General features: G+C 61.1%; 19 protein-coding genes and 1 riboswitch. Of the genes, 10 read left to right on the top strand and 9 right to left on the bottom strand.

Annotated features, from left to right (window positions below; translation table 11 throughout):
• The first annotated feature begins 2 nt into the window (after positions 1–2).
• The 5 genes from ABK249_RS01005 to ABK249_RS00985 all read left to right on the top strand — a co-directional run bounded on the left by ABK249_RS01005 (position 3) and on the right by ABK249_RS00985 (position 5,497).
• Positions 3–1,925 carry a DUF2207 domain-containing protein gene (locus tag ABK249_RS01005; protein WP_348861957.1) on the top strand — a complete coding sequence of 641 codons (1,923 nt, stop codon included), beginning with the start codon at positions 3–5 and terminating at the stop codon, positions 1,923–1,925.
• A 114-nt stretch (positions 1,926–2,039) separates the two neighbouring features.
• Positions 2,040–2,507, top strand: a complete 468-nt coding sequence (locus ABK249_RS01000; RefSeq protein ID WP_348861956.1) for an endonuclease domain-containing protein — start codon at positions 2,040–2,042, stop codon at positions 2,505–2,507.
• Position 2,508: 1 nt separating this feature from the next.
• Entirely contained in the window at positions 2,509–4,812 is a 2,304-nt protein-coding gene (gene glyS / locus ABK249_RS00995; RefSeq protein WP_348861955.1) for a glycine--tRNA ligase subunit beta, read from the top strand.
• A gap of 48 nt (positions 4,813–4,860) precedes the next feature.
• Entirely contained in the window at positions 4,861–5,181 is a 321-nt protein-coding gene (locus ABK249_RS00990) for a type II toxin-antitoxin system RelE/ParE family toxin (protein ID WP_037159860.1), read from the top strand.
• A 1-nt stretch (position 5,182) separates the two neighbouring features.
• Complete coding sequence (locus tag ABK249_RS00985; protein WP_227702043.1) at positions 5,183–5,497, top strand: helix-turn-helix domain-containing transcriptional regulator; 315 nt, start codon at positions 5,183–5,185, stop codon at positions 5,495–5,497.
• A 67-nt stretch (positions 5,498–5,564) separates the two neighbouring features.
• Here ABK249_RS00985 and ABK249_RS00980 read toward each other — a convergent pair whose 3' ends face one another.
• The 4 genes from ABK249_RS00980 to ABK249_RS00965 form a co-directional block, all read right to left on the bottom strand.
• Positions 5,565–7,397, bottom strand: a complete 1,833-nt coding sequence (locus ABK249_RS00980) for a methyl-accepting chemotaxis protein (protein WP_348861954.1) — start codon at positions 7,395–7,397, stop codon at positions 5,565–5,567.
• Between the two features lie 270 nt (positions 7,398–7,667).
• Positions 7,668–8,168, bottom strand: coding sequence for a plant virulence effector HPE1-like domain-containing protein (locus ABK249_RS00975; RefSeq protein ID WP_348861953.1), 501 nt, complete (start codon positions 8,166–8,168; stop codon positions 7,668–7,670).
• Positions 8,169–8,335: 167 nt separating this feature from the next.
• Positions 8,336–9,604, bottom strand: a complete 1,269-nt coding sequence (purD, locus tag ABK249_RS00970; protein ID WP_348861952.1) for a phosphoribosylamine--glycine ligase — start codon at positions 9,602–9,604, stop codon at positions 8,336–8,338.
• Positions 9,605–9,709: 105 nt separating this feature from the next.
• Positions 9,710–9,919, bottom strand: coding sequence for a hypothetical protein (locus tag ABK249_RS00965; RefSeq protein WP_037158281.1), 210 nt, complete (start codon positions 9,917–9,919; stop codon positions 9,710–9,712).
• Positions 9,920–10,146: 227 nt separating this feature from the next.
• Between ABK249_RS00965 and ABK249_RS00960 the strand changes: the two genes are divergently transcribed.
• The 3 genes from ABK249_RS00960 to ubiA all read left to right on the top strand — a co-directional run bounded on the left by ABK249_RS00960 (position 10,147) and on the right by ubiA (position 14,899).
• Positions 10,147–12,456 carry a Tex family protein gene (locus tag ABK249_RS00960; RefSeq protein WP_348861951.1) on the top strand — a complete coding sequence of 770 codons (2,310 nt, stop codon included), beginning with the start codon at positions 10,147–10,149 and terminating at the stop codon, positions 12,454–12,456.
• A 171-nt stretch (positions 12,457–12,627) separates the two neighbouring features.
• Positions 12,628–13,881 carry an SAM-dependent methyltransferase gene (locus ABK249_RS00955; RefSeq protein ID WP_037158274.1) on the top strand — a complete coding sequence of 418 codons (1,254 nt, stop codon included), beginning with the start codon at positions 12,628–12,630 and terminating at the stop codon, positions 13,879–13,881.
• 67 nt (positions 13,882–13,948) lie between these two features.
• Positions 13,949–14,899, top strand: coding sequence for a 4-hydroxybenzoate octaprenyltransferase (gene ubiA / locus ABK249_RS00950; RefSeq protein ID WP_037158273.1), 951 nt, complete (start codon positions 13,949–13,951; stop codon positions 14,897–14,899).
• Positions 14,900–14,985: 86 nt separating this feature from the next.
• Here the strand turns inward: ubiA and ABK249_RS00945 are convergent, their stop codons facing one another.
• Complete coding sequence (locus ABK249_RS00945) at positions 14,986–15,552, bottom strand: DUF6101 family protein (RefSeq protein WP_348861950.1); 567 nt, start codon at positions 15,550–15,552, stop codon at positions 14,986–14,988.
• A gap of 298 nt (positions 15,553–15,850) precedes the next feature.
• Between ABK249_RS00945 and ABK249_RS00940 the strand changes: the two genes are divergently transcribed.
• Complete coding sequence (locus tag ABK249_RS00940) at positions 15,851–18,427, top strand: DUF1217 domain-containing protein (protein ID WP_348861949.1); 2,577 nt, start codon at positions 15,851–15,853, stop codon at positions 18,425–18,427.
• Positions 18,428–18,451: 24 nt separating this feature from the next.
• Here ABK249_RS00940 and ABK249_RS00935 read toward each other — a convergent pair whose 3' ends face one another.
• The 4 genes from ABK249_RS00935 to ABK249_RS00920 are packed head-to-tail and all read right to left on the bottom strand — an operon-like array spanning position 18,452 to position 21,911.
• The gene (locus tag ABK249_RS00935; protein ID WP_348861948.1) at positions 18,452–18,832 is read right to left on the bottom strand and encodes a winged helix-turn-helix domain-containing protein; all 381 of its coding nucleotides are present in this window, start codon (positions 18,830–18,832) and stop codon (positions 18,452–18,454) included.
• Positions 18,829–20,271, bottom strand: coding sequence for an FAD-binding oxidoreductase (locus ABK249_RS00930; RefSeq protein ID WP_348861947.1), 1,443 nt, complete (start codon positions 20,269–20,271; stop codon positions 18,829–18,831). The genes ABK249_RS00935 and ABK249_RS00930 overlap by 4 nt, the downstream gene beginning before the upstream one ends.
• Positions 20,272–20,283: 12 nt before the next feature.
• Positions 20,284–21,261, bottom strand: a complete 978-nt coding sequence (locus ABK249_RS00925) for an L-threonylcarbamoyladenylate synthase (RefSeq protein WP_348861946.1) — start codon at positions 21,259–21,261, stop codon at positions 20,284–20,286.
• Positions 21,262–21,293: 32 nt separating this feature from the next.
• Positions 21,294–21,911 (bottom strand): DUF6656 family protein, encoded by a 618-nt coding sequence (locus tag ABK249_RS00920; RefSeq protein ID WP_227702052.1) that lies wholly within the window; start codon positions 21,909–21,911, stop codon positions 21,294–21,296.
• Positions 21,912–22,056: 145 nt separating this feature from the next.
• A riboswitch (cobalamin riboswitch) is annotated at positions 22,057–22,272 on the top strand.
• Between the two features lie 111 nt (positions 22,273–22,383).
• Between ABK249_RS00920 and ABK249_RS00915 the strand changes: the two genes are divergently transcribed.
• Positions 22,384–23,631 (top strand): aromatic ring-hydroxylating oxygenase subunit alpha, encoded by a 1,248-nt coding sequence (locus ABK249_RS00915; RefSeq protein ID WP_348861945.1) that lies wholly within the window; start codon positions 22,384–22,386, stop codon positions 23,629–23,631.
• Positions 23,632–23,661 lie beyond the last annotated feature (30 nt).

The raw sequence follows: 23,661 nt of genomic DNA, 5'->3' as shown, positions 1-23,661 counted from the left end.
TCGTGATGCGGTGGTTCTCCGGTTGCTGCCTGCTACTTCTGCTGGCGCTGGCGGCGCTGCCCGCCCGGGCGGAGGAATATGTCCGTTCCTACCATTCCGATATTCAGGTTGCTCAGAATGGCGACCTGACGGTTTCCGAGACGATCATAGTCAATGCCGAGGGCAACCGGATCAGGCGCGGGATTTTCCGCGATTTTCCGCTGACCATGGTGGATGCAAACGGCCGTACGCTGCGGGTGGGCTTCGATGTCCTGTCCGTCACCCGGGATGGGCAGGATGAACCCTATCATACAGAATCGGTGACCGGAGGCATCCGCATCTATGCGGGATCGGAAGACGTGCTCCTTCGCAATGGCGAGCACACCTATGTTTTCACCTATCGGACGGATCGCCAGATCCGCTATTTCGACGACCATGACGAGCTTTACTGGAACGTCACCGGAAACGGCTGGCAATTTCGCATCGCCGAGGCATCCGCCCGCGTGATGCTTCCGGGTGGACGAGTGACGCAGACGGCAGCTTATACCGGTCCGCTAGGCTCGACCGCACGAAATGCTCGCATGCAGGCGAATGGCAACGAGGCGGATTTCGTCACGACCCGTCCGTTGGGCGAAGAGGAAGGCCTCACCATCGTTGCCGGCTTTCCAAAAGGCGTGGTCGCGCCGCCCTCGGCGGATCAGGAGCGCAGTTGGTGGTTCCGCGACAGCCTCAACCTTTTCCTGGGCGTCGGCGGGCTCATTCTTGTCGTTGGCTATTACGTGATCTTCTGGAACCGCGTCGGCCGCGACCCCGCACGTGGCGTCGTCGTGCCGCGCTGGGATGCCCCTGACGGCATCTCGCCGGCCCTCGTCAACTATATCGACAACAAGGGATTTTCCGGTGGCGGCTGGACCGCCTTTTCCGCCAGCGCACTCGATCTGGCGGTGAAGGGATATGTCGTACTGGAAGACCTCAAGAAGAAGATTACCATCCGGCGGACCGAGAAGGCCGCGCCGAGAACCTTGCCGATCGGCCAGGCCTCCATCCTGGGCTCGATTGGCGCGCCGCGGCGAAGCCTCGTCATCGACGAGGCGCACGGCACTACGGTGCAGTCCGTGGGCGCGAGTTTTCGAAACGCGATGGAAAAGGAACACCGCGGCAAGTATTACAAGGCCAATACAGGCTATGTGATGGGTGGCGTGGCGCTGAGCGTGCTCTCCATCCTGGCGCTGATCATCTTCGGCAATCTTGAACCGGACATGATCGTCATGCTGATCATTCCTGCCTTTTTCGCGGTCTTCATCGGCGGGTTTGCCGTCAGCTTCGGCAAGGGTCTGCGCCGGGGCTCCTCGCTCATGTCGAAAATCGTATCGGTCATCGTTCTCGGGTTCATCGGCTTTGTCGCGCTGTCGGCCGGCTCGGCAATCCTGGTGGCAATCGTTTCGGAAATGACCGGCAGCGAACATTGGCCGGTTATGGTGGCGGTCGGCGGCATCGTGCTTGCCAATGTCATCTTCTTCTTCCTGATAGGCGCGCCGACGCCGCTCGGTCGCAAGCTGATGGATGGCATCGAAGGCCTGCGTATCTATCTGACGCTCGCCGAAAAGGACCGGATGAACATGGCGGGTGTGCCGACCATGTCGCCGCAGCACTTCGAGACATTGCTTCCCTATGCAGTCGCGCTCGGCGTCGAAAAGCCCTGGAGCCGTGCTTTTGAGGCCTGGCTTGCCACGGCGGCGGGGGCTGCCGCAGCCTCTTATGCGCCGGGCTGGTATAGCGGCGATTCCTATTCGAGCTTCGGCGACCGCATCGGCGGCTTCTCATCCTCGATGGCATCCACCATTGCTTCGACCATTCCCGCTCCGAAATCTTCGTCCTCGTCATCCGGCTTTTCGGGCGGCTCCTCAGGCGGAGGAGGGGGCGGTGGCGGCGGGGGAGGGTGGTGAGCCTCTATTGGCCAGTGTTGCAGTTTCGGCGGAGTGCTTGGTGGTGACGGTTCGGCATAACGTCACCTCCCCCTTGAGGGGGGAGGTCGCCGCGAAGCGGCGGGTGGGGGTGACATGATGGCCGGGAAAGAGAATAAACCGTCCAAACTCGACCGCTTCAAGATCGCCAATGCGCGCCGTCTGCGCAAAGACAGTACGGATGCCGAAGCCAGGCTCTGGCGTCATCTCTGGCGCATTCCCATAGAAGGAACGCATTTCCGCCGTCAGGTTCCGATTGGGCGCTATTTTGCAGATTTCGCCTGCCATCAGATCGGCTTGATCATCGAACTCGATGGCAGCCAGCATACCGAGAATGCAGCAAGACGGTATGACGAGGAGCGAACGGTTTACTTGGCATCGCAAGGCTATCACGTTATCCGCTTCTGGAATCATGAGGTTTTGAGTGAGCTTGAAGCGGTGCTGGATACGATATTTGCCATTGTGCAGGAGCGTCTAACTTTGATAGCAGAGGCACACGATTTTCACCCCACCCCGGACCTTTGGTCCGACCCTCCCCCTCAAGGGGAGGGTGAGGAAAACTGATATGCCCGATCTTCTTCTTGAGCTCAGATCCGAAGAAATCCCGGCCCGCATGCAGCGGAAGGCCGCGGGAGACTTGAAAAAGCTTGTCACCGATGCGCTGGTGGAAGCGGGTCTGACCTATGAGGGCGCGCGCGAATACTGGACGCCGCGCCGGCTGACACTGGACATCCGTGGCCTGACGGCCCGTTCCGCCGACCAGCGCGAGGAGCGCAAGGGCCCGCGCACCGACGCGCCGGAAAAGGCGATCGAAGGATTTTTGCGCGGCGCCGGCCTCTCGTCCGTCTCGGAAGCCCAGGTCGTCAGCGACCCGAAGAAGGGCGATTTCTATGTGGCTGTGATCTCCAAGCCGGGCCGTCCGGCGGAAGAAATCATCGCCGATGTCATGCCCGGCATCATCCGCGATTTCCCCTGGCCGAAGTCGATGCGCTGGGGCGCTGCCTCCATGCCGAAGGGCATGCGTTACGCGGGCATCGAGGGGAAGGGTTCGGAAAGCCTGCGCTGGGTGCGCCCGCTGCAGTCGATCGTCTGCGTCTTCGGCCCGGAGCATGAGGAAACGCAGGTCATCCCGTTCGAAATCGACGGGATCGTGGCCGGCAACGTCACCTATGGCCATCGCTTCCATGCGCCGGAAGCGATTACCGTCCGCCGATTCCCGGATTATGTTTCGAGCCTCGAAAAAGCGAAGGTCATGCTCGATGCCGAGCGCCGCAAGGACGTGATCCTGCATGATGCACGCGACCTCGCCTTTGCCAACGGCCTGGAACTGGTCGAGGACGAGGGCCTGCTGGAAGAGGTCTCCGGCCTCGTCGAATGGCCGCATGTGCTGATGGGCGAGTTCGAGCTCGAATACCTCGAAATCCCCTCGGAGATCATCCGGCTCACCATCAAGACGAACCAGAAGTGTTTCGTCACCCGCCCGCAGGGCGGCGAAAACCTGTCGAACCGCTTCATCCTCGTGTCCAACATCGAGGCGAAGGACGGCGGCAGGGAAATCATGCACGGCAATGGCAAGGTGGTGCGCGCCCGTCTTTCGGACGCAAGGCATTTCTGGACCCGCGACCAGGGCGACATGCCGGACCTCGATACGCTGGTGGACTCGGCGGAGAAATTCGGCCTCGACCTGAAGAAGCCGCTAGACCAGCGCATGGCGAAGCTCGACGCGCTGAACGTGACGTTCCACGCCAAGCTCGGCACGCAGGGCGAGCGCGTTGCCCGCGTCCGTGCTCTGGCGGCACAGCTCGCTCCGATCGTTGGCGCCGATGCCGCGCTGGTCGATCGCGCCGCAGTGCTGGTGAAGGCCGACCTGCGCACGGAAGCCGTCGGCGAATTCCCGGAACTGCAGGGCCTGATGGGCCGCAAATACGCAGCGCTGCAGGGCGAGAATGCCTCTGTCGCCGCCGCGATCGAGGACCACTACAAGCCGCAGGGCCCGTCCGACCGCGTGCCGGATGATAAGGTGGCGATCACGGTCGCACTCGCCGACAAGCTCGACACCCTCGTCGGCTTCTGGGCGATCGACGAAAAGCCGACTGGCTCCAAGGACCCTTATGCGCTCCGTCGCGCAGCGCTGGGTGTGGTTCGCATGCTGCTGGAACGGAAAGTCCGCCTACCTCTGTTGCAGGCGTTTAGTGAAGCGCTTGCCACTGTCGAGGAGCACATCCGCGATCCGGAGGCAGATAAAGACTTTGAAGCTGCTCTTCGTCTTGATGCCGCCGGTGATTCCGAAGCTCTTGAGGGGGTGATGGAACGCACATATCAGAGAAGACTGGATCTGTCGGCCATCGCCATCGACCTCCTCTCCTTCTTCCACGACCGCCTGAAAGTCTATCTGCGCGACATGGGCGCACGGCACGACATCATCGATGCGGTGCTGACGCCGGACGCCGACGACCTCTTGCTAGTCGCGCGCCGCGCCGAAGCGCTGACGGCTTTCATCACGTCGGAGGATGGCAGGAACCTGCTCGCCGGCACCAAACGCGCCGTCCAGCTTCTCGCTGCCGAGGAGAAGAAGGGCACGGTCGTCGCCGATGGCGTCGCTGACGAGCTTTTGCGGCTCGATGCGGAAAAGGCGCTCTGGGCGGCGATCAAGGTCGCTTCGAAAGATGCAGCGGATGCGATCGCCGGGGAGGACTTCCTATCAGCCATGGAAGCTCTTTCGAAGCTTCGCGCACCGGTCGACACCTTCTTCGAGGAAGTTCTCGTCAACGACGAGGATGCCGCGATCCGCGCTAACCGCCTGGCGCTCCTGAAGGCGATCCGCGAGGCGACCGGTACAGTCGCCGACTTCTCGAAAATTTCCGGCTGATTCCACAAAGTCATTGGTGCATGGTAACATATGTGTTACCATGTTCCGATGAAGATCACCGAATACCTGGACCGGAATGGAAAGAGCCCGTTCGGGCAGTGGTTCGCGAAAATCGACGCACGCGCGGCCTCGAAAGTGACGGTCGCATTGGCGCGGGTCGGACAGGACAATCTTTCGAACGTCAAATCGGTCGGTTCGGGTGTGCTGGAATACCGGATCGATTACGGACCCGGTTATCGGATTTATTTCGGCCGCGATGGCGGGCAATTGATTGTCCTGCTGGTAGGCGGGACGAAGCAACGCCAGCAGAGCGATATCGAGACTGCACAGGCCTATTGGCGGGATTACAAATCCAGGAAAGGAGGCTGACATGGCGCTGACACGGGAATTCAAGGAAACTGTCAAGGCTCGCCTGGATCAGGACCCGGCGTTTCGCGCTGCATTGCTGTCCGATGCTGTCGAGCTTCTACTCGATGGCGATCTCGATACCGGCAAGAGCGTTCTTCGCGACTTCATCAATGCCACGATCGGTTTTGAAGCGCTCGCACGGAAGGTGGACATGCCTGCGAAAAGCCTGATGCGCATGTTCGGACCTAAAGGCAATCCGCGCGCGGACAACCTGTTCAATGTCATCCGGGCGCTGCAGGAAAGCGCGGGCATCCACCTTGCCGTGGCTGCGGCCTGATTGCCTTAAAACAAAACCGCCGGGCTTTTGGCCCGGCGGTCTTTCGTCCTCCACTTGAAGGTCCGGCTCAGCCTGCCTTGCGCATCTTCTGCGCGGTGTGGTGCAGGCTGCTGATGCCGTCATTACCGACGCGGAAGCCGCGGATCAGGTTGAGCAGCTCGTCCGTGTCGGTGGCCAGCGCTTCTGCCGAAGCCGTGGTTTCCTCCGCCATGGCGGCATTGTGCTGGGTCGCAGCGTCGAGCTGGTTCAGCGAGGAGGAGATCGAGCGCAGCGTCGTGTCCTGTTCGGATGCCGAATGGGCGATCTTGCCGACGATGTCGCTGGCGGCCTTCACCTGGCTGGAGATGCGCTTCAAGGCTTCGCCAGCCTCGCCCACCAGGCGGACGCCGTTCTGCACCTGGCCGGACGAGCGGGAGATCTGGTCCTTGATCTCCTTGGCGGCAGCGGCGGAACGCTGCGCCAGTTCGCGCACTTCCTGGGCGACGACGGCAAACCCCTTGCCGGAATCGCCGGCGCGAGCGGCCTCGACACCGGCGTTCAGCGCCAGCAGGTTGGTCTGGAAGGCGATGTCGTCGATCACGCCGATGATCTTGGAGATCTCTTCCGACGAGTGCTCGATGCCGCCCATGGCGTCGATCGCCTCGGCGACGATCTGGTCGGAACGGTTGGCTTCCGAGCTGACCGAGGTCACCCGCTGGGCGGCCTCGTGGGCGCCTTCGGCGGTCTGGCGGACAGCGACGGCAAGCTCGTCGAGAGCGGCCGAGGTTTCCTCCAGGTTGGCTGCCTGGCGCTCGGTGCGCTGCGAGAGTTCGTTGGAAGCGCGGCGGATTTCCTCCTTCGATCCGCCGATGTCGATGCCCTTGGCATTGACCTTGGCCATGGCGGCTTCGAGATGCAGGATCGCCTCGTTGAAGTTATGGCGAAGCGTTTCATATCGCGGGCCGAGATCGCCGCAGCGGATGGTGAGGTCGCCGGTGGCAAGCGATTCCAGTGCTTCGCCGATTGTGGAGACCACGCGGGCCTGCATCACGGCTTCCTGCTGCTGCATGTCGAGGTTTTGCTGGCGTTCGCGATCGAGTTCCTGCTTTTGCTGCTCCTCGCGCGCGGCCATGGCATGGCGTTCACGGATCTTCTCCTGAAGCTCCTGCGTCGCCTTGGCCATCATGCCGACTTCATTCGCCATGTCCGTATGCGGAACCTTGATGGCGACGTCCTCGTCGGCAACGGCTTCGAGCGCTGTGTGAACCGCGCCCAGCGGGCGAGTGATGTTGCGGATGACGAAGAATGCCAGGATCATCGCAATGATGACGGCGACAAGCCCCGCGACGGCAACTTCGGCGATCGCCTTGTTGATCTTCGCGTCGAGATCGTCGATGTAGACACCCGTCGCAACGACGATCTGCCACGGCTCGAAAGCCTTGGAATAGACGGCCTTCTTGTAAACCTCATTGGCCGGCTTGCCGGGTTTTTCCCAATAATAGGTGGTGATACCGCCACCGGCGCGGCCATGGGCGACGATCTCCTCACGGAAGAGATTGCCCATCTTGTCCGGCTGGCCTTTCTGGTTCACGCCGACCAGTTTCGGGTTGTAGTGAAACTGCGTAACCGTGTCGTAGTTCATGCCGAAGATGTAGCCTGCGGGCTCGAACTTGATTCCTGCTGCGGTTGCATAAGCCAGGCGCTGTGCCTCTTCATGCGTCAGCTTGCCGGCTTTTTCCTGCTCGTAATAGGATTGCAGGATCGAGGTTGCCGATTCCACCTGCGTGCGAAGCATGTCGTAGCGCTCGGCGTAGATCGATGCGATCGACGTGCGCACCTGATAATAAGTCACGGCCGCGAACGCGACCATGATCGCCACTATCAGCAGCAAAAGCTGCTGGGATATCTTGAGGTTCTTCATGTTCCACTCTTTGGCAGCCGAAATCTCCCGGTGGAGCCGGCAAAATGAGGTTGACTTTGGGGAGGGCGCTTCCTGCGCCGTAACGTGCTGCATGCACTGCTCGGAAAGACAGTGATGCCGAAAATTTGAATAAAAATTTAATTATGGGAAGCTTGACAGCTTAGAATGATAATAAATTAGCCAAACCGGCTTCAGCGAGGCATTAAATTCGCGTTAATCGCGAATTATAACTCTTCGCATGTTGCGCAGATTGTAAATATTATCGGATGCTTATTCGCTCGGCCGCAGCCGCAGTTCCAGCTCATTGAAGGCAGCCGCCACGGATACGGCGGAGGCTTGAACCGGTTCAATAGTCCCGTCGGTTGCGACAGCGCTTGTGGTGGCGTCGAGATCGATGCCATCGAGCGTTGCTATCCCCGTCTCTGTCGAGCCGTCGGTCCTCGGATGAAGTTCGGCAATGGCACTGTCTGTGGCCATCCAGTCGGGCAGCTTGCTGATGTAGATGACGGGCGAGCCGCCGAACCACGCTTCGGTGCGGACGAGCTTTTTCTCACCGTTGATGTCGATGATTTCCGTCTTCTGGATGCCATTCGCCAATTCCGGCACCTTGTAGGTGGATTCGTTCGCTCTCGGCTTGGGGACCGGGCAGTCGGTGCACCGTTTTTCGACAATGCTGGCGCCGGAGGGATTTGCTCCGCTGATTGTCGTGATGGAAGACGCGAAGGCCGCACCGCTTGCAAGCACAAGAGCCGTAGTCAGAACGAGACGCATAACCGGAACCCTTTTCTAGGTCCGGAAAAGGTAGCGTCGTTTCGTTTCCATCCCGTCAGGATAGTCGGTAAATTTTGAATGAATCGGAGGGTGCAGCGTCTGGTTCTGTTCGCGCTCGATGGCGCGCCAGCCCCTTAGTTCTCGCGTGCAACGGCGCGCCAGCCCCCTTAGTTCTCGCGCGCAACGGCGCGCCAGCCAATGTCGCGGCGGCAGAAGCCGTTTTCCCATTTCACGTTGTCGATGAGCGCATAGGCCCGGGTCTTCGCCTCCGCGACCGTTCTTCCGGTGGCCGTCACGTTGAGCACGCGGCCGCCGGTTGCCACGAGTGCGCCATCCTTCATCGCCGTGCCGGCATGGAATATCTTCTCGCCAGCCGATGTTTCCGGCAGGTGCGCGATCGGCGTGTCCTTGTCGTAGGAGCCGGGATAGCCCTTCGAAGCCATCACTACAGTCAGCGCCACGTCGTCGCTCCATTCGGCCGAAACCTTGTCGAGCGTTCCGGTCGCGGCGGCGTGAAGCAGGTCGAGCAGATCGCTCTTCAGCCGCATCATCAGCACCTGGCATTCCGGGTCGCCGAAGCGGACGTTGTATTCGATGAGCTCCGGCCCCTTGGCGGTGATCATCAGCCCGGCAAAGAAGACGCCTGTGAAGGGATAACCACTGTCCGCCATGCCGCGGATGGTCGGCTCGATGATTTCCTTCATGGTGCGGGAGACCATGTCGGGCGTCATCACCGGCGCCGGCGAATAGGCGCCCATGCCGCCGGTATTCGGCCCGGTATCGCCATCGCCGACCCGCTTGTGATCCTGGGCGGTGGCGAGCGCCAACGCGGTCCTGCCGTCGGACAGACAGAAGAAGCTTGCCTCCTCGCCGTCGAGATAGGCTTCCACCACCACTTCCGCACCGGCTGCGCCGAAAGCGCCGTCGAAACAGTCGTCGATCGCGGCAAGCGCCTCTTCGAGCGTCATGGCGACGGTGACGCCCTTGCCAGCCGCAAGGCCGTCCGCCTTCACCACGATCGGCGCGCCCTGTTCCCTCACATAGGCACTGGCTTCCGCCGCGTTGGAAAAGCGGCGATAGGCACCGGTCGGAATATCATAGCGGGCGCAGAGATCCTTGGTGAAGCCCTTGGAACCTTCGAGCTGAGCCGCCGCGGCAGAAGGCCCGAAAACGGCGATGTTCCTTGCGCGCAAATCATCGGCCAGGCCGGCGACCAGCGGCGCTTCCGGCCCGACCACGACGAGGCCGATCGCCTTGTCGAGGCAGAAAGCGGCGACCGCCTGGTGATCATCGATGTTGAGGCCCACGAGTTCGGCATGTTCGGCAATGCCGGGATTGCCGGGTGCCGCATAAAGCTTGCCGAGTTTCGGCGACTGGGCAAGCTTCCATGCGAGCGCATGCTCGCGTCCGCCCGAACCGATCAAGAGAACCTTCATGCCTCATCCTCGCTTGTGCTTTCCCGGGCGGTTAAGGGGAGGGCCGGGAAAGGTCAAGGGAAAAGGTCACGAGATACCGTCATCCCGTGACCTTTGACGGCAGTCCTAATATTGCGACGGGCTCCAGATCTTGCCCTGTCGGATGTTCAGCGTCGTCTGGAAGATCACCCGGTTCCGGTAGGCCAGAAAGGGTACCGGCTCGTTTCGGGACGACGCGTCGTCCAGTTTTTGGTCGAGATACGAAATGATGGATTCCAGCTCTTCGGTTGCAACCGCAGTTTCCAGTGCCAGCATCCTGGCAGCTTTCATAGGCATTCATACCTCCATTGCTCACCGCATCATGCGGCCTGGAAAACGTAGCCACTGATTTGTAAAGATGAGAGGTAGTCACCTATTTTCCACAAATCCGTGGTTAGCAATCGTTGAAGCCTGCCTCGTTTCGGCACGATCTGTACCGCATCCTGTGGACCCAGGCATCGGCAACGTTGCCTTGTCGCAAACTTGGACTATGGTCGCGCCTCCCGATTTGAACGAGGACGCCCATGGCCGCCGATCTCCGTTTCCTTGCCGCTGCGATTGCAGCGGAAATCAATGCCCGTCCCGAACAGGCTGCCGCCGCGATCGGGTTGATCGACGAGGGCGCCACGGTGCCCTTCATCGCGCGCTACCGCAAGGAAGTGACGGGAGGGCTGGACGACACGCAACTGCGCAATTTGTCGGAGCGCCTCGTCTATCTGCGCGAGTTGGAAGCCCGCCGGGCGACGATCGTCGATTCCATCAATTCTCAGGGCAAGATGACCGACGAGTTATCGGCGAAGATCGGCAAGGCGACGACCAAGGCGGAACTGGAAGACCTCTATCTCCCCTACAAGCCGAAGCGCCGCACGCGCGCAGAGATCGCTCGTGAGCGCGGGCTTGGGCCGCTCGCCGACGCGATATGGGCCGATCGTACCGCCGACCCCGCCAGGTTGGCGGAGGCCTATGTCACGGGAGATGTGACCGATGTGAAGACGGCACTGGAAGGCGCCCGCGACATCGTCGCCGAGACGATTTCCGAAAATGCCGACCTGCTCGGCAAGCTGCGCCAGCATATGCGTGCCGGTGCGGTGCTCAAGGCAAAGGTGGTCGACGGGAAGCAGGAGGCCGGAGCCAAGTTCGCCGACTATTTCGACCATTCCGAACGCTGGGCGACGGTGCCGGGCCACCGGGCGCTCGCCATGCTGCGCGGCTGGAACGAGGAAGCGCTGACGCTGACGATCGAAGTGGATCAGGACGACCCGTCACCGGTGAAGCCTGCGCAGCGCATCGTGGCTGCTGCCTTCGACATCCGCGAAAGGGGTGCGGCGGATCGCTGGCTGATGGACGTTGCCGGTTGGACCTGGCGCGTCAAGCTTTCGGTCTCGCTGTCGCTGGACCTGATGCGGGAACTGCGCGAGCGCGCCGAGGAGGAGGCGATCCACGTCTTCGCCCGAAACCTCAAGGACCTGCTGCTTGCCGCCCCCGCCGGCTCACGCGCCACGATGGGCCTCGACCCGGGCATCCGCACGGGCGTCAAGGTTGCGATTGTCGACGGCACCGGCAAACTGCTGGACACGACGACCGTTTATCCCTTCCCGCCGAAGAACGATGTTCGCGGCACCCAGGCGGAACTCGCGGCACTCATCCGCACGCACAATGTCGAACTGATCGCCATCGGCAACGGCACCGGCAGCCGTGAGACGGAAAAACTGGTGGCCGACATGCTGGCGAACCTGCCGGCGTCTCCCTCGGGAACCAAGCCGACCAAGGTGATCGTCTCGGAAGCCGGCGCTTCGGTCTATTCGGCATCCGAGACAGCTGCCGCCGAATTCCCGCAGCTCGATGTCTCCCTGCGCGGTGCCGTCTCCATCGCCCGCCGCCTTCAGGATCCGCTCGCCGAACTCGTCAAGATCGAGCCGAAATCGATCGGCGTCGGCCAGTACCAGCACGATGTCGACCAGACGAAGTTGTCGCGCTCACTGGACGCGGTGGTCGAAGACGCGGTGAACGCCGTCGGCGTCGATTTGAACACGGCGTCCGCGCCGCTGCTTGCGCGCGTTTCCGGCCTCAGCCGCTCGATTGCAGAATCGATCGTCGTGCACCGCGATCAGAACGGACCGTTCGGAAGCCGCAAGGACCTGCTGAAGGTCGCCCGCCTCGGCAACCGCACCTTCGAGCAGGCGGCGGGCTTCCTGCGCATCCCGAATGGCAAGGAGCCGCTCGATGCCTCCGCCGTCCATCCGGAAGCCTATGGCGTCGCCAAGAAGATCGTGGCCGCCTGTGGCCGCGACCTGCGCACCCTGATGGGCGACAGCGCGACATTGAAAGGGCTCGATCCGCGCAGGTTCATTGACGAGCAGTTCGGTCTGCCGACGGTGAAGGACATCATTGCCGAGCTCGAAAAGCCGGGCCGGGACCCGCGCCCGAGCTTCAAGACGGCCACCTTCGCGGAAGGGGTCAACGAGATCGGGGACCTCAAGCCCGGCATGATGCTGGAAGGCACCGTGACCAACGTGGCCGCTTTCGGCGCCTTCGTGGATATCGGCGTTCACCAGGACGGGCTGGTGCACGTCTCCCAGCTCGCGGACAGGTTCGTCAAGGACCCGCATGAAGTCGTCAAGGCCGGCGACGTGGTGAAGGTCCGGGTCGTGGAAGTCGATGTGAAGCGCAAGCGAATCGGATTGACCATGCGCAAGGACGGCGGCGAGGCGGCGCCAGCGCCGCGCGGCGAAGACCGCGGCAGGCCGCTCAGCCCGAAGTTTGCGAAGACGGAAAAGCCGTCCTCGCAGGGCGCGTTCGGTGCCGCACTCGCGGAAGCTTTGAAACGCAGGTAATTTTCGGCTGCTTTTTAAAAATTTCTACCATAAGATGCAGGTCGTCAGGCATGGGTTTGACGGCCTGTTTTTTTGTGTCATTTTCATGGCGGGAATGTGCTTGAAAGTCGCAGAGAAATTATTAGATTTTCGATTTAGTAAGGCAGCCTTAGTATCTATGGAGGTGGGTCCATGGCCTCGTCCCTTCACAATCTCTTCAACACAATCATCAAGACCGGCACCCTGACAGTTCGCGGCTCGGGTGGCGAGCAGCGCTACGGCGGAGGAGGAGGCAGGGCAGTAACCATCCGTTTTGTGGACGAAGCGGCGGAACGGGAACTTGTGAGCGATCCGCAACTCAAGCTCGGCGAACTCTATATGGATGGCCGGCTGCGCGTCGAAGAGGGCGATATCTACGAGTTCCTCGCGCTCATCAAGGACAATACGCTGCGTGAGGGCCTGACCTTCGGGATGATCCTGCGTGGCGTTGCGCGGATGGTGGCATCGCAGTTCCGCAACCGCGTGCCGGTCAACCACAACCGGCGGAACGTCGCCCATCATTATGATCTGGACGAGAGGCTGTTCTCGCTGTTTCTGGACGAGGACTGGCAGTATTCCTGTGCCTATTTCAATCCGCCGGGCGTTTCGCTGGATGAGGCGCAGGTAGCCAAGAAGCGCCATATCGTTGCGAAACTGCTTGCCGAGCCCGGCCAGCGGGCGCTGGAAATCGGTTCGGGCTGGGGCGGCATGGCCATGTATCTCGCCGAATCATCAGGCGTCGATGTCACCGGCATCACGCTGTCGACGGAACAGCTCAAGATCTCCCGCGAGCGCGCCGCCAAGCGCGGACTTGCCAACAGCGTCCGCTTCGAATTGCAGGACTACTACTACCTGCCGCCGCGCCAATACGACCGCATCGTCTCCGTCGGCATGTTCGAACATGTGGGCCGGCTGAACTACCGCAAGTTCTTCAACAAGGTGAATGACGTGCTGGCCGATGACGGCGTCATGGTGCTGCACTCGATCGGCCAGCCCTATCCGGCGATCTACAACAATCCCTGGATCGAGAAATACATCTTCCCGGGCGGTTACATTCCCTCGATCGCCGAGGTGATGCCGGCTGTCGAAAAGGCGGGCCTGCTCGTCTCCGACATCGAAATCCTGCCGATGCACTATGCCTATACGCTGCGCCACTGGCGTGAGCGCTTCATGGCGAACAAGGAGAAGGCGGCCGCCATCTACGACGAGCGATTCGTGCGCATGTGGGAGTTCTATCTCGCCGGTTCGGAAATGGCCTTCACCCACGAGAACTTCTTCATCTTCCAGATGCAGATCGTCAAGAAGCGCACCACCGTTCCCGACAATCGGAACTATATCTACGAGCGCGAGGCGGAGCTGAAGGCCTTCGAACAGCGCCGCGTGCCGCTCGACAGGGTCGCGGTCTGAATGGTCGGGAAGCGGGGCGTTTCCGCCCCGCTTGACCGCCGGCTCCGGCGGGCGCTAGAACCTCGGCATGACGAATGCCGACGATTTTACGGGCCGCGTGGCTGACGCCCCTTCGGACAACTGGGTCTACCGCGTTCTGCCGCGGCCGGCCTGGCCCTATGCACAGCTTGCCCGCTGGGACCGGCCGATCGGCTGGCAGCTCCTCATGTGGCCGTGCTTCTGGTCGGCGGCGCTCGCGGCCAATGCCGCGCAGGACGAGGGGATGTTTTCCCTCGGGCTTTTTCTTTTCCATCTGATCCTGTTCTTTATTGGCGCAGTCGCCATGCGTGGTGCCGGCTGCACCTATAACGATCTTGTCGATCACAATATCGATATGGAGGTGGCGCGCACCCGATCGCGCCCTCTGCCGTCTGGCCGTGTGTCTCGTTTTGAGGCCAAGGTGTTTCTGGCAGTGCAGGCGCTTGTCGGTCTTCTGGTGCTGATCCAGTTCAACGCCTTTACGATCGTGCTTGGCATCCTGTCGCTCGGCGTGGTGGCGGTCTATCCCTTCGCCAAGCGCTTTACCGACTGGCCGCAATTCTTCCTGGGCCTTGCCTTCTCCTGGGGCGCGCTGATGGGTTGGGCCGGCGTCTTTGGCAGCCTGTCATGGGCGCCTCTCTGGCTTTATCTTGCCGCCATCTCCTGGACGATCGGTTACGACACGATCTATGCTCATCAGGACAAGGAGGACGATGCGCTGATCGGCGTACGCTCGACGGCACGCCTCTTCGGCGAGGATACCAAGCGGTGGCTGATTGGCCTTTACGGTTTCACGCTGCTCTTCCTGATCTTTGCCTTTGCCGCAGCCGGCGTCGGGTTCTTCGCCTATCTCGGCCTTCTCGCAGCGGCGATCATGTTCGCCTGGCAGGTGCTCATCCTCGACATCGACAATGCCGAACAGTGCCTGAGACTTTTCAAGTTCAACCACCACGTCGGCACGACCCTGTTCCTGGGCCTTGTCCTGTCGCTTGCCGTTTAGTCTTCAAAAGGAAAGAAGCCCGACCGGCTGAGGGTCGGGCTTCTTTCTTATCGCGAGCGGCGGAGGCCAAAGGGACAAACAAGGCCTCAGCGGCGCGCAATGATCTCCTTGCCTTCGATTTTCATCGTCACACCCAGGCTGCCGGTGGTCCGGCGGACCAGGAAACGGGGGCGGCGGCCGGCAAAATAGGAATGGCGGCGGCGTGCAGCCGTGCCGTTCGAGCGCACATCGCCGATATGGTTTTCGAGCGGGCGGGCAATGCCGTCGGCTTCCACCATCAGCATCGGGATGCGGAACGCATCCGACCAGCTCCGCCAGTCGGCGGCGATGTCGCAGAGGTCGTGGGCGACCAGAAGCGGGATGCAGAGATCCGGATCTTCGTGATGGAGTTCCAGTGTGACGGTCACTTCGCCGTCACCGGGGTCGATGGCACGCGCGGCGACACCCTTGAACGCGCGGGCAGGGAGAGCGAAGGAGAGCGGCAGGCCGCTCGAGGGAAGGATCTTGCGCAGCACGGCGCCGCGCTCGTCGATGGTGATAGTGACATCTCCTGATGTCTCGCGCAGCGCATAGGTAACCTGCTGCGGGAAACGAGACGGATCGAGCCTCAATGTCGACCCTGCCCATATGGGCTTCAGAACAGTGTTGGTCATCGGTATGCTACCCTTGTTTTACCTGAGAGCCGTTGCCGGTTTCTCTGCGGGACTTTTGTCCTCTGCAGTTGGAGCATAGGGCTGGCATGTTCGAGACTGCTTAAAAATCGCGGTTAAGGAAGCTTTGCCTGCCTGAATGGTTAGCGAAAGCGCACCCCTTTGGGTTTCCGGAAAGTGAATCGCAGAAATTGTACAGGCGCGGGACAGAAGAGATTGTCGGGCCGAAGCTTGAAAAGCCACGGGCAAGGCTATCCTGCAATGCTTGCGGCAGCATCATTCCGACTCGCGGGGCCTGTCCATGGTATCGACCTATCTGACTTTCGATCTCGTCAATCGCGATCTCCAGAAAAGCCTGAAGCAGGTTGCCAACCAGACCACCGTCGCCAACGATTCGAAATATTACCAGGAAAACATCGGCAAGATAAAAACGGTCGACGAATTCCTGGACAACTATCGGCTCTATTCCTACGCCATGACCGCCTACGGTCTGGATGAGATGATCTATGCCAAGGCCTTCATGAAGCAGGTCCTGGAAAGCGATCTCAGCGATGATAACAGCTTCGCCAACCGCCTCACCGATGATCGGTACAAGGATTTCGCCGCTGCATTCAACTTCGGTTCGTCCACCTCGGATGTCGCTGTCGCCCAATCGGACGGCCAGATGGAAGAGCTCTTCGATACCTATGATCAGACGATCGCCTCGCAGTCGGACAAGATCGAGGAAGACACACGATACTTCCAGGTGATGCTCGGGACGACCGGCAACATCGACAATGTCGATGAATTCCTGAGGAACGACCGGCTGCGCGAATATATGTTCACTGCCTATGGCATTGATGGGAAATACTACAATTACACCGCCATCCGCGGCGTGCTGACCAGCGATCCGGATGATCCGGGCAGTTACTACAATACCGCTTACGGCAGCCGGCTGGACCAATACGATGCCGCAGTGGCCGAGGACGCCGAACTGGAGGAACGGGAAGGGATTCTCGAACTTCAGGACTCGATTGCGTTGGGGGAGCAGCTGAAGGCCGATCTTGAGGCCCAGATCGCCGCCAAGCAGGATGAATTGGACAATGGTGGCGATCCCGATGTTCTGCAGCCTGAGATCGACGCTTTGCAGACGCAACTGACCGAGACGGAGGCGCTGATCGCAAAGGATCAGGCCAGTTTCGAAGAGCAGCAACCCCGTCTTGAAGAGTTGAATGCCAAGCTGGTTCCCGTCGAGCAGTCGGCCCAGCGGCGCGCCGAACTGGCGAAGATCATCAGCGGTACAAAGTCTGATGCCGCCTACCTGGAAGTGATGAAATCCCTCGCCGAGGATTTCCAGTTCAATGCGGACGGTACCGTCCCGGCCGACGGCGCCGTAACAGCGGAAAAGCTGCAGGAAATCGTGGGCGGCTATTTCAACAAGCAGACGCAGGTGACGCATGCCGAAGCGATGTTCAATCAGGAACTCTTCGAGCAGAAGATCGCGACGGCGACGAACGTCACCGATCTGATAGACGATCCGCGTATCCTGCAGTACATAAAATCGGCCTTCGACTTGAACGAGAGCTATATCGTAAAATCGACGATCGACCAGATTCTGACCAGCGATCTCGACGATCCCGACAGCTACGCCAATGTCTACGGCAAGGACCGGCCGCAATATCTGGAACTGGCGAAAGCCTTCAATTTCAATACGGACGGCACGGTTGCGGCCGGTGAAGCCCAGACCGCCCAGCAGACCAGCAAGACCCGCAGCAACTATTTCAGCCGCTGGGATGACAAGCAGGAAGAGGATCTTGCAAAGACGATCAAGTTCTACAAACTGGACCTCGCGGCCATCGAAACACTTGACGATTTCCTGAGCAGCGACGCGCAGACCAGTTATGAGTTCGCCCTGGAGGCAGTCGGCCTCGACCCCTCTTCCGTCTCGAAATTGACGATCAAATACGCATTGAAGAGCGACCTCTCCGATCCGGACAGCTATATCTATCAGCTGAAGGACGAGCGCTTCATCACGCTCGCGAAGCTGTTCAATTTCGGCAAGGATGGCGATGTGACCGCGCCGGTGCTTGCCCAGTCCAATGCGGCGATCACCAATGTCGCCAGGGACTATATCCTGCGCAAGACCCGCTTCCTTGAGGGCGATGAGCTGGAAGCTGCCAAGAAGAAGGCCGAGGAAGAAACGAAATACTATACCGAAACCATGCAGCGCATCGACAGCCGCGATGAATTGCTGGCGGACCGCAAGCTGCTCGATATCCTCCTGACCTCGAAAGGGATAGACCCCTCGACGGTGACGGACGACTTCCTGAAACAGGCCTTCAATTCCGATCTGAGCGACCCGGCGAGTTTCGTCAATACGCAAACGGACAAGAGATTTGCCCAGATCGTCGGCACCTTCAACTTCGATGCCAAGGGTGACATCGACCGCAGCGCTGCCGGCAAGGCCCAGAACGGCGGCGAGATCGCTGCGACCGAGAGCAACTATATACGGCAGCTGCTTGAAACCCAGGAAGGCGAGGAAAACGCGGGTGTCCGCCTGGCACTCTATTTCCAGCGCATGGCCGACACCATCACCGATCCCTATGTCATCCTCGGCGATGAGGCGCTGATGGAGTTCTTCCGTATCACGTTCAGCCTGCCGGAGGAGATCGGCAATATGGACGTCGATCAGCAGGCGAAACTGGTCGAGAAGAATCTCGATCTCGAGGATTTGTCCGACCCGGAAAAGCTCGACAAGCTGATCAGGCGGTTCACCGTCATGTACGACATCGAGAGCAACGCCACGACGACCGCGTCGGCGGCAGATATTCTCAGCGGCAGTTCAGCCGGCATCAGTGCCGATACGCTCTGGGCACTGTCTCAGATCAGGATGGGCTAAGGCGGGTGCTGGGCCGGTCGGGCTTCAGGTTTCGTCGCTCTTGTCGGACGAGTCGAAATTCAGATCCGTATTGGCCGCCAACCAGTCGAGATCGGCGCGCATCGCGTCGCGGCTTGCCTCTTCCATGCGCCGGTAACGGGAGAGCAACTCCCGGCCGAATTCGGTGAGACCGGCCCCACCACCGTTTTTTCCTCCGTGGCGGGTGGAAATCGACGGCTCCCGGAACATCCGGTTGATTTCGTCGCCGAGCAGCCAGGCACGCCGGTAGGACATGCCGATTGCCGCGCCGGCTGCCCGGATCGAACCGTGCTCGGCGATGAGTTCGAGGAGTTGCGCCTTGCCCGGGCCGAGTCGCACGCCATTGTCGAGGTCGATGCGGATCGTCGTCTTCGGCGCCCGGCTCATGGAACGAGCACCTTGCCGGGATTCATGATGCCGGCCGGATCGAAAGCCCTCTTGATGCGTCGCATCAGGTCCATTTCGATCGGCGATCGGATATGGGCGAGTTCGTCGCGCTTCAACTGGCCGATACCGTGTTCGGCGGAGATGGAGCCGCCGGCAGCGAGCACGATACCATGCACGATCTCGTTGACTTCCCGCCAGCGGGCGATGAAGGCGGCCTTGTCGGCCTTCATGTCCGCACTGACCGGCTGGGAAATGTTGTAGTGGATGTTGCCGTCACCGAGATGGCCGAAGGCGCAGATGCGGGCGCCGGGAACGGCTGCCACCACCGCCTTGTCCGCCTCCGCCATGAAGGACGGGATTTTCGAGACCGGCACGGAAACGTCGTGCTTGATCGAGCCGCCCTCCGGCTTCTGGGCGTCCGACATGCTTTCCCGCATATGCCAGAGTGCCCTCTGCTGGGCGACTGAGGAGGCAATCACCGCGTCGCGTATGAGACCTGCCTCGAATCCCTGTTCGAGCAGCGACTGAACCATGGTCTGCGCCGTCTCGGCGGAATCGGAAGTGGAGATGTCGATCAGGGCGTACCAGGGATGCAGATCCGAAAGAGGGTCACGCACGCCTTCGATATGGCGGGTGGTAAACTCGATGCCGATGCGCGGCATCAGTTCGAAGCCGGTCAGCGCCGTGCCGCAGAGGTTCGAGGCCCGTTCGAAGAGTTTGAGAGCATCCTCGGGCGAGTTGAGGCCGGCGAGCGCCACCTGATGGCCGACAGGCTGCGGAAAAAGCTTCAGCACCGCGCCGGTGATGATGCCGAGAGTTCCCTCAGCACCAATGAACATGTCACGCAGGTCGTAACCGGTATTGTCCTTCTTGAGCCGTCGCAGGCCGTCCCAGATCTCTCCCGTCGGGAGCACCACCTCGAGGCCGAGGCAGAGCTGGCGCATGTTGCCGTAGGCGAGCACGGCCGTACCACCGGCATTGGTGGAAAGGTTGCCGCCGATGCGGCAGGAACCTTCGGAGCCGAGCGACAAGGGGAACAGCCGGTTGACCGCTTCTGCCGCCTTCTGCACATCGGCAAGAATTGCGCCGCCATCGGCAACAAGCACATTGGCGACCGGATCCACATCGCGGATGCGGTTCATGCGTTCAAGCGAGACGATCAGGTCATTGCCGCCGGTGCGTGGGGTCTGGCCGCCGACAAGGCCGGTATTGCCGGTCTGCGGCACGATCGGCGTGCCGGTTTCGCTTGCAAGCTTGAGGACTGCCGAAACCTCCTGCGTGGAGCCCGGCTTGAGCAGCATTGGCGAGGAGCCTTGGTAAAGTCCACGGCCCTCGATGAGATGCGGCGCGAGGTCTTGCTGGTCGCGCAGCACATGGTTTTCGCCGACGATCGCCGCAAAGCGGTCGAGAAGCTCTGGTTTGGGTCCCGAAATGTCCATCGGCGTCTCCTCTTATTTCCGCGGCGCTGCGGCGCGGGCCAGCCGGTCGTTGATCGCCTCGCCGAGACCGTGACCCGGAATGGGTGTGACGGCGATACGGGTGGCACCGGTCGCATCGGCGCGCTTCAGGTAATCGAACAGATTTGCGGCCGCCTCGGCAAGATCGCCGGAGGGACTGAGGTCGAAAATTGCAGCGGCCTGTTCGATTCCCTTCACCGGAACCGCGCCGAGGCGGATCAACACCTCGCCCGGCTCGACATGATCGGCGTTGAGCCGCACGCTCGCACCCGGCGCATAGTGGGAGGCAAGCATGCCGGGCGCCTCGATGATCGCTGCGGGACCTTCAGGCCGGATGACGGTCAGCCCCGTTGCCGTTTCTATTTCCTCTCCGGCAACCCCGCCGGGCCGCAGCAGCCGGAGTGCGCCACTTTCGACGCGAAGGATGGTCGATTCAACGCCGACCGGTGCTGCGCCGCCGTCAATGACGAGCTTCAATTTGTCGCCCAGGTCGTCCGCCACATGCCGGGCGCTCGTCGGACTTACTCCGCCGGACGTGTTGGCGCTGGGGGCGGCGAGCGGTTTGCCATAGGCGCGGATGAGGTCGGCGGCAAAACCCTTCGGCAGGCGGATGCCGACCGTGTCGAGCCCGGCCGTCGCCAGCGAGTGGATGCCGCTTTCGGGCCTCAAAGGCAGGATCAGCGTCAGCGGTCCGGGCCAGAAGGTCTCGGCAAGCTTTTTCGAGACGGGGTCGAAGACCGCATAGCGCTCGGCCATGGCGAGGTCGGACATGTGGCAGATCAGCGGGTTGAAGCGCGGCCGACCCTTGGTCTCGTAGATTCGGGTGATGGCGGCGGGATTGGTGGCGTCTGCCGCAAGTCCGTAAACCGTCTCGGTCGGGATCGCGACAGGAAAACCGTCTGCCAGGACGGCACAGGCGCGCTCGAGCGCCTTTTCGCGATCCGTGGTGATGTCTATGATTTCGGCTGTCATGTTCGCCGTCAATAACGCGGACTCGTCCGCCGTCAAAGCTTTTTGATGATTTCGCGAAGCGCGTCGCCTGAAGCACCGAGCATCAGCACGTTCTTGATCGCTTCCATCGGATCGTGGGTCCTGAACAGGAGCCCGTTCCTGCGGATCGAGCGGTTGATCCGGAAAGGCTGGCCGGGCTCGCTTTCGATCGCGACCGCGAAATACATACGCGCATTCATATGGCTGATGCGCTCGAAGAATTTCTCTTCCTCCTCACCGATCTCAGAGAAGAAATTGGCGATGTAGAAAGACCAGCGCACCGGCACGCGAGACGCGAGGAGAGTCCGGGCGGCCGTCACGTGGCAATAGCCGAGATGCGGACGGTCATCGAGCGTGCGATGGAAGATGACCTTAGGGAACTGGATCGAGCGGTGGAAGGCGTTGATCCGCTCGTGGCTTTTTTCGCCTGCGGCCTCCAATCGCTTGCCTGTGCGTTCCGCGACCTCGGTGTAACTGAGATAACGGCGTTCCTCCGGCGCCCAGATTGGCTTGTAGCGTGTGATGCGCCCGGTCCGCAGAAATTCCGAATGCACGGTCGTTTTTGTCGCCGCCGGAACAGGAGGAGCCGGCGGAGGAGCTTCGAAGTAGCGGATCTTTGCCTTTGCCTGCACGATGGCGCCGCTCCCATTGAGGCCGGGATTTTAGGATTCAACACTTAATGACGAGTTTCCCTTTCGCGAGGCTTGAGAAAGGCCGTCGTCAATGCGGTTGCCGATGTCGCAATGTCATCTATGCGGCAAGTTTGGGGGATGGTTATATCCGCCTCAAGCTCAAGGTGCCGCCCCGCTAGGGAGGGGCGGAGAATTGGGAAGCCGGTCGAAGCCCGGCGCTGCCCCCGCAACGGTGGTGGAGCTCGAAGGCCTGGCGGAAGCCACTGGGAAAGAGCCGCAAAGGCTGCCCGGGAAGGCGCCAGGCCAGTCCCGCAAGGGACAGCTCCTGAGCCCGGAAACCAGCCTGAAGTGAACGAGATTTTGACCGATCGCGGCGGGCGTTCGGACAAGGAGACTGGCAGGCTGAGGCCGGCTGGTTTTTCCATGTCCTTTCCGCAGGCCGCTTGAAGGTAGCATTGACGAGGAAGGCAAGATGGAAATTCGCAGTCAGGTCCTGCGGCAATTGAAGAGCCGCCGTGAAGGCTTCAGCCTCGAACAGGCCTTCTATACCGACCCGGACTATTACAAGCTCGACCTCGAAATGATCTGGTACCGTGACTGGCTGTTCGTCGGCCACGATTGCGAACTGCCGAAGGCCGGAAGCTATTTCACGCTGCAGATCGGAGATTATCCGGTCGTCATCGTGCGCGGTCGCGACGGCCGGATCCGGGCGCTCCACAATACCTGCCGCCATCGCGGCAGCCGGGTCTGCACCAAGGAGAGCGGTTCGGCAGTCCGCCTCGTCTGTCCTTACCACCAGTGGACCTACGAGCTCGACGGCTCGCTGATGGCCGCCCGCCAGATGGGCCAGGACTTCGACAAAAGCCAGTTCGGTTTGAAGAAGGTCCATTGCGAAAGCGTCGCCGGCTATATCTTCATCTGCCTCGCCAACGAGGCGCCGGACTTCGCATCGGTCCGCGCGGCCATCGAGCCCTATATGGCGCCGCATCGCCTCTCGGAAGCCAAGGTCGCCCACCAATCGACGATCATCGAAAAAGGCAACTGGAAGCTCGTCTGGGAGAACAACCGCGAATGCTATCATTGCCCCGGCAATCACCCGGAGCTCTGCCGCACTTTCCCGGAAGCGCCGACTGTCAGCGGTGTGGCCGGCGCCATTGACGATCCCGTCATCACCGAACACTGGCGGCGCTGCGAGGCGGCCAATCTGCCGAGCGAGTTCCGGATATCTCCGGATGGCCAGTTCCGCGTCGCCCGCATGCCGTTGATCGAAGGCGCTGAAAGCTACACCATGTCGGGGAGGAAGGCCGTCGTCCGCCAGCTTTCAGACGGCGTGACGATCGACGGCATCGGCACCATGTTGCTTTTCCACTATCCGACCACCTGGAACCATATGCTGGGCGACCACGCGATCTCCTTCCGCGTCACGCCGCTCGGCCCGGAGGAAACGGCGGTCACCACCAAATGGCTGGTCCATAAGGATGCGGTCGAAGGCGTCGATTACGATCTCGAAGAACTGACGCATGTGTGGAACATGACCAACGATCAGGACCGTCAGATCGTCGAGGAGAACGCCTTCGGCATCCGCTCGCCGGCCTATGAGCCGGGGCCTTACTCGGCGGTCCACGAGGGCGGCGTCATGCAGTTCGTCGAGTGGTATTCGAACTTCATGGTCAACCGCCTGCAGGGGGATGAGCAGGCGAAGCTTTCGATCGTGGCGTGACATTCCTGCCGGCGGGCAGATCGCTCGTTC

The sequence above is a fragment of the Neorhizobium phenanthreniclasticum genome (assembly GCF_040066075.1).
Classification (GTDB): Bacteria; Pseudomonadota; Alphaproteobacteria; order Rhizobiales; family Rhizobiaceae; genus Neorhizobium; species Neorhizobium petrolearium.
This window is presented reverse-complemented; position numbering and strand designations above follow the sequence as displayed.

Coding starts and splice junctions, on each gene's coding strand:
- ABK249_RS00925 (WP_348861946.1), bottom strand. CDS start 21,261: ATGACAGCCGAAATCATAGACATCACCACGGATCGCGAAAAGGCGCTC.
- ABK249_RS00960 (WP_348861951.1), top strand. CDS start 10,147: ATGGCCGCCGATCTCCGTTTCCTTGCCGCTGCGATTGCAGCGGAAATC.
- ABK249_RS00945 (WP_348861950.1), bottom strand. CDS start 15,552: ATGACCAACACTGTTCTGAAGCCCATATGGGCAGGGTCGACATTGAGG.
- ABK249_RS00975 (WP_348861953.1), bottom strand. CDS start 8,168: ATGCGTCTCGTTCTGACTACGGCTCTTGTGCTTGCAAGCGGTGCGGCC.
- ABK249_RS00990 (WP_037159860.1), top strand. CDS start 4,861: ATGAAGATCACCGAATACCTGGACCGGAATGGAAAGAGCCCGTTCGGG.
- purD (WP_348861952.1), bottom strand. CDS start 9,604: ATGAAGGTTCTCTTGATCGGTTCGGGCGGACGCGAGCATGCGCTCGCA.
- ABK249_RS00955 (WP_037158274.1), top strand. CDS start 12,628: ATGGCCTCGTCCCTTCACAATCTCTTCAACACAATCATCAAGACCGGC.
- ABK249_RS00915 (WP_348861945.1), top strand. CDS start 22,384: ATGGAAATTCGCAGTCAGGTCCTGCGGCAATTGAAGAGCCGCCGTGAA.
- ABK249_RS00985 (WP_227702043.1), top strand. CDS start 5,183: ATGGCGCTGACACGGGAATTCAAGGAAACTGTCAAGGCTCGCCTGGAT.
- ABK249_RS00935 (WP_348861948.1), bottom strand. CDS start 18,832: ATGAGCCGGGCGCCGAAGACGACGATCCGCATCGACCTCGACAATGGC.
- ubiA (WP_037158273.1), top strand. CDS start 13,949: ATGACGAATGCCGACGATTTTACGGGCCGCGTGGCTGACGCCCCTTCG.
- ABK249_RS01000 (WP_348861956.1), top strand. CDS start 2,040: ATGATGGCCGGGAAAGAGAATAAACCGTCCAAACTCGACCGCTTCAAG.
- ABK249_RS00930 (WP_348861947.1), bottom strand. CDS start 20,271: ATGGACATTTCGGGACCCAAACCAGAGCTTCTCGACCGCTTTGCGGCG.
- ABK249_RS00965 (WP_037158281.1), bottom strand. CDS start 9,919: ATGCCTATGAAAGCTGCCAGGATGCTGGCACTGGAAACTGCGGTTGCA.
- ABK249_RS00940 (WP_348861949.1), top strand. CDS start 15,851: ATGGTATCGACCTATCTGACTTTCGATCTCGTCAATCGCGATCTCCAG.
- ABK249_RS00980 (WP_348861954.1), bottom strand. CDS start 7,397: ATGAAGAACCTCAAGATATCCCAGCAGCTTTTGCTGCTGATAGTGGCG.
- glyS (WP_348861955.1), top strand. CDS start 2,509: ATGCCCGATCTTCTTCTTGAGCTCAGATCCGAAGAAATCCCGGCCCGC.